Raw genomic sequence first — 4,305 nt, forward strand, 5'->3', positions numbered from 1 at the left:
GGATTATCTATTTTGATTCTTTATTGAAATAAGAAGCATTAAGAATTCAAATCATATATTTGACCTTTAATTAAGTAAGCTGCACTTTCAGCTATATTTGTAATATGATCAGCCGTTCGTTCGAGGAAACGATTAATTAATAGCAATTGTACTAGCTGTTCTGTTTCCTCTGGGTTTTCCTTTAAATGACTTGTAAGCATTTTATATGTTTCCCCATATAGCTTATCAACATTGTCATCTAAATCGGCAACTTCTTTGACAAGAACCATATTACCTTCAAAGAACGATTGTAAGGCCTTATGCATCATCGTAATCGATATTTCTTTCATTTGGTCAAGATTCGTATCATCTACTTGCGAGTTAGAAGTACCTATTTTGATTGTCGCCTTTGCAATGTTTACGCCAAAATCAGCAATACGCTCGATTTCTGAGGAAATTTTTAGAACACCAATAATTCTCCGTAAGTCTCTTGCAACAGGTTGTTCCTTTGCCATAAGCCAGACAATGAATTGATTAATTTCCGTTTCTAAATTATCAACAACTGAGTCCTCTTCAATTACTTTTAACGCTAATTCGATATCATGGTTCTTAAAGGCGTCAAAGGATTTATTTATTGACGCAACGGCAAGCTCACCCATCATTGTCAATTTCGCTTGTAGTTCTTGCAAATTATTTTCAAAGTTCTCACGAGTAACCATTTTTATCCTCCAAACTTAGCCGAATCTACCTGTAATATAATCTTCCGTTCTTTGATCGCTTGGTAAAGAAAAGATTTTACTTGTTTCATCATACTCTACTACTTCACCATTTAGGAAAAAGGCAGTTTTGTCTGATACACGCGCTGCTTGCTGCATATTGTGAGTCACTATTACAATTGTATAGTCTTTCTTCATATTTTCAATCAATTCTTCTACCTTCAAAGTAGAGATTGGATCAAGTGCAGAAGTCGGCTCATCCATTAAAATAATTTCCGGCTTCATCGCAATGGCACGTGCGATACAAACACGTTGCTGTTGACCACCTGATAAGCCAAGTGCTGAAGTTTTCAAACGGTCTTTTACTTCATCCCAAATTGCTGCACCACGTAAGCTTTCTTCAACTATGCTATTCAATTCCTTCTTATTTTTAATTCCTTGCATTCTAGGACCATATGCAACATTATCATATATACTCATCGGAAAGAGATTAGCCTTTTGGAAGACCATCCCAACCTTTGTTCTTAATTTGATGACATCATTTGTTTGGTATATATTTTCATTGTCGATAACAATATCTCCATTTATTTTTACATTATCAATTAAATCATTCATACGATTTAACGTTCGTAAAAACGTTGATTTCCCACAGCCAGAAGGACCGATTAAGGCTGTAACTTCCTTTTCTTGTATATCTAAGTTTACCGAATAAAGTGCCTGCTTCTCTCCGTAAAACAAATCTAAATCTCTTACACTGATTTTAATTGTGCCCTCTGATTGCTGGTTCATCTGTGATACATTTCCCTTCCCTGCTTTATTATGTTCAACCACTGTTGTATTCATGTCATACACCTCATTTAATAGTCAGCTTTATTTAGTTTTTTCGATATAAATGTAGCTGAAAGATTTAACACCAGTATGATAACAATTAAAACAATTCCAACTGCAGCAGCAAGTTCAATGTCACCTGACTCCTGTGTCACTAAAAAGGAATGAACCGTTAATGTTCTTGCGGATGAAAAGATCCCTTCTGGCATTGCTGCAACCGTTCCAGCTGTTAAGAATATTGCAGCTGATTCCCCGACAATTCTCCCAATTGACAAGATAATTCCAGACAATATTCCAGGCATTGCACTCGGTAAAATTACTTTATATAAAGTTTGTAGCTTAGTCGTACCTAAAGCAAGTGAGCCTTCACGATAAGAATGTGGAACTGTTTTTAATGATTCTTCTGTTGTTCGGATAATAACAGGTAATACGATAATCGTTAAAGTTAATGAAGCAGCGATGATTGACATCCCTAATTTTAAGGTTGTTACAAAGAATACTGCTCCAAATAATCCATAAATAATTGATGGGATTCCTGTCAAGCTTTCTGTCGCAAATCGGATTAATTTTACTAATCTCCCCTGCTTAGCATACTCTTGTAAATACACTGCTGCAAAAATCCCGATTGGTGTTGCAATGATTAATGAGATAACGATAGTATAAATTGTCGTCACAATCATCGGCCAAATCCCACCGTGACCTGAAGGAGAATAATCACTAAAAATAAAGTCAATGTTAATTAATCGGAATCCTTTATAAAAGATAAAGCCAACAATCATCACGAGGATGGCAACTGTTAAGAAAGCTGAAAGCCACAAAAATCCGCGCAACAAATTATCCTTAAATTTTCTCAACTTAATTGCCACCTTTCGCACTGATTTTTGCTAATACAAAATTTAATATTAAAATAAAAGAGAATAATACAATCCCAGTTGCAAATAGCATTTCCTGATGTGTTCCAAATGCATAGCCCATTTCTAAAGCAATATTTGTCGTTAATGGACGAACACTGTCTGTTAGACTAGTAGGTATAACTAGGCTGTTTCCTGCTACTAAAATGACAGCCATTGTTTCACCGATTGCTCTCCCTAAACCTAAAACGATCGCTGCCATGATTCCTGACTTTGCTGCTGGTACAACAACTTTAAAGATTGTGCCTATTTGAGAAGCACCGAGAGCTAATGAACCTTCACGATAGGTTTTCGGGACTGCTCGAATAGCTGTTTCTGCTACAGTAACGATCGTTGGTAACATCATAATTGCTAAAACAAGGATAACTGCTAATAAGCTTTGCCCCTTCGCCAAATTTAAATTATTTTGCAAAAAGGGAACGATAATCGCGAGTCCAAATACCCCATATAAAACAGATGGGATTCCCGCGAGTAGCTGTACTGCAGGAGAAATGATTTTTGCTATACTTTTTGGTGCAATTTCCGCTAAAAATATCGCTGTAAATAAACCGATAGGAACTCCAATGATTAATGCACCTAATGTGGCAAATATCGATGCCACAATCATAGGAAATATTCCAAATTTGTCTTCACTAGGTACCCAATCGTCTCCAAAAATAAAGTCGATAAAGCTGTATCCATCTGCAACAAATGGAAGTGAGCCTTTATAAAATACAAATCCAACAATTAACAATAAGCTAATTACTGAAAGAAGTGCACAAAGCTGAAATAATCTTGATGATAGCTTCTCGTACATATATTTCCTTCTATTTGACTTTCCTATTTCAACAGGTTGGCGTGACATATTGTATTCCTCCAAGATCGCTTTTACACATGATGTTTGTTTATAAGTGACAAATAAAATCATACATCAGTGAGTGTTAATTATTTTACTGGTATAGCTCCAGTCTCTGCTACAATCGCTTGTCCCTCTGAGCTTAGAATATAGTCAATGAATTGTCGCCCAGCATCTGTAAGTAGCTCTTCCTTATGGACAAACAAAAATGGGCGGGACAGGCTATATTTTTGTTGCAGAACATTTTCTGCTGTAGCCTCTACTCCGTTAATTTTCACTGTTGAGATAGAGGGATCAATATATTCAAATGAGATAAAACCTACTGCATGCTTATTTGTTGCAACAGTTGTTTTTATATTACCGTTACCGCTCGCTATGATTGAACTTCTGACTAATTCACCTGAAGAGTACCCTACGATTTCTTGGAAAGCATCACGCGAACCTGATCCATCCTCTCTGGAAACAACGACTATTTCCATATCGTCACCACCAAGTTCCTTCCAATTCGTAACCTTACCTGTAAAGATATCCTTTACTTGCTCAATCGTGAGATCTTTAACTTTGTTGCTAGGATGAGTAACGACAACAATTCCATCGTAAGCTATAATGGTTTCTTTTAGACCATTTGCTTTTTCTTCTTCCTTCAAATCACGAGAAGACATACCAATTTCTGACACACCACTTGTTGCATTTGTTATGCCAGCAGAAGAGCCTATTTGATTTATTTCAATCTTAACTCCATTTTCCTCCATATATTTCTCGGCAATTTTTTCAGCTAAAGGTCCTACAGAAGTAGAGCCTGAAATTGAAATTGTATCTGAACTATTATTTGACGATTCTGTTTCTTGATTATTATTACCACATGCTGATAATACAGCTACTAAGGATAGCAACAATATCCCTATTGTTGTCATTCTTTTAAACGTCATTTCCAAACCTCCAAGATGTTCTATCACTACTTCTCTACTTCAAAATATTAATCTAATATTAAGAATAAACACGTTTTGTAAAGGAACTATGAACCTTTTGTAAAGGT

Annotated in this window: 5 protein-coding genes; all 5 read right to left on the bottom strand. The window is 35.9% G+C overall.

From position 1 onward, the window contains the following. Positions 1–38 precede the first annotated feature (38 nt). The 5 genes from phoU to HU235_RS21885 all read right to left on the bottom strand — a co-directional run bounded on the left by phoU (position 39) and on the right by HU235_RS21885 (position 4,198). Complete coding sequence (phoU, locus tag HU235_RS21865) at positions 39–698, bottom strand: phosphate signaling complex protein PhoU (protein ID WP_095297234.1); 660 nt, start codon at positions 696–698, stop codon at positions 39–41. A 15-nt stretch (positions 699–713) separates the two neighbouring features. Continuing rightward, positions 714–1,484 carry a phosphate ABC transporter ATP-binding protein PstB gene (gene pstB / locus HU235_RS21870; protein ID WP_217451462.1) on the bottom strand — a complete coding sequence of 257 codons (771 nt, stop codon included), beginning with the start codon at positions 1,482–1,484 and terminating at the stop codon, positions 714–716. Positions 1,485–1,552: 68 nt separating this feature from the next. Continuing rightward, positions 1,553–2,377 carry a phosphate ABC transporter permease PstA gene (pstA, locus tag HU235_RS21875; RefSeq protein WP_174881580.1) on the bottom strand — a complete coding sequence of 275 codons (825 nt, stop codon included), beginning with the start codon at positions 2,375–2,377 and terminating at the stop codon, positions 1,553–1,555. A gap of 1 nt (position 2,378) precedes the next feature. Then, positions 2,379–3,278 (bottom strand): phosphate ABC transporter permease subunit PstC, encoded by a 900-nt coding sequence (pstC, locus tag HU235_RS21880; RefSeq protein ID WP_095297228.1) that lies wholly within the window; start codon positions 3,276–3,278, stop codon positions 2,379–2,381. Positions 3,279–3,358: 80 nt separating this feature from the next. After that, a complete protein-coding gene (locus HU235_RS21885; RefSeq protein WP_095297226.1) occupies positions 3,359–4,198 on the bottom strand; it encodes a phosphate ABC transporter substrate-binding protein in 840 nt (279 codons plus the stop codon). Between the last annotated feature and the right edge of the window lie 107 nt (positions 4,199–4,305).

Source organism: Metabacillus niabensis (assembly GCF_902829255.1).
Taxonomy (GTDB): Bacteria; Bacillota; Bacilli; order Bacillales; family Bacillaceae; genus Metabacillus; species Metabacillus niabensis.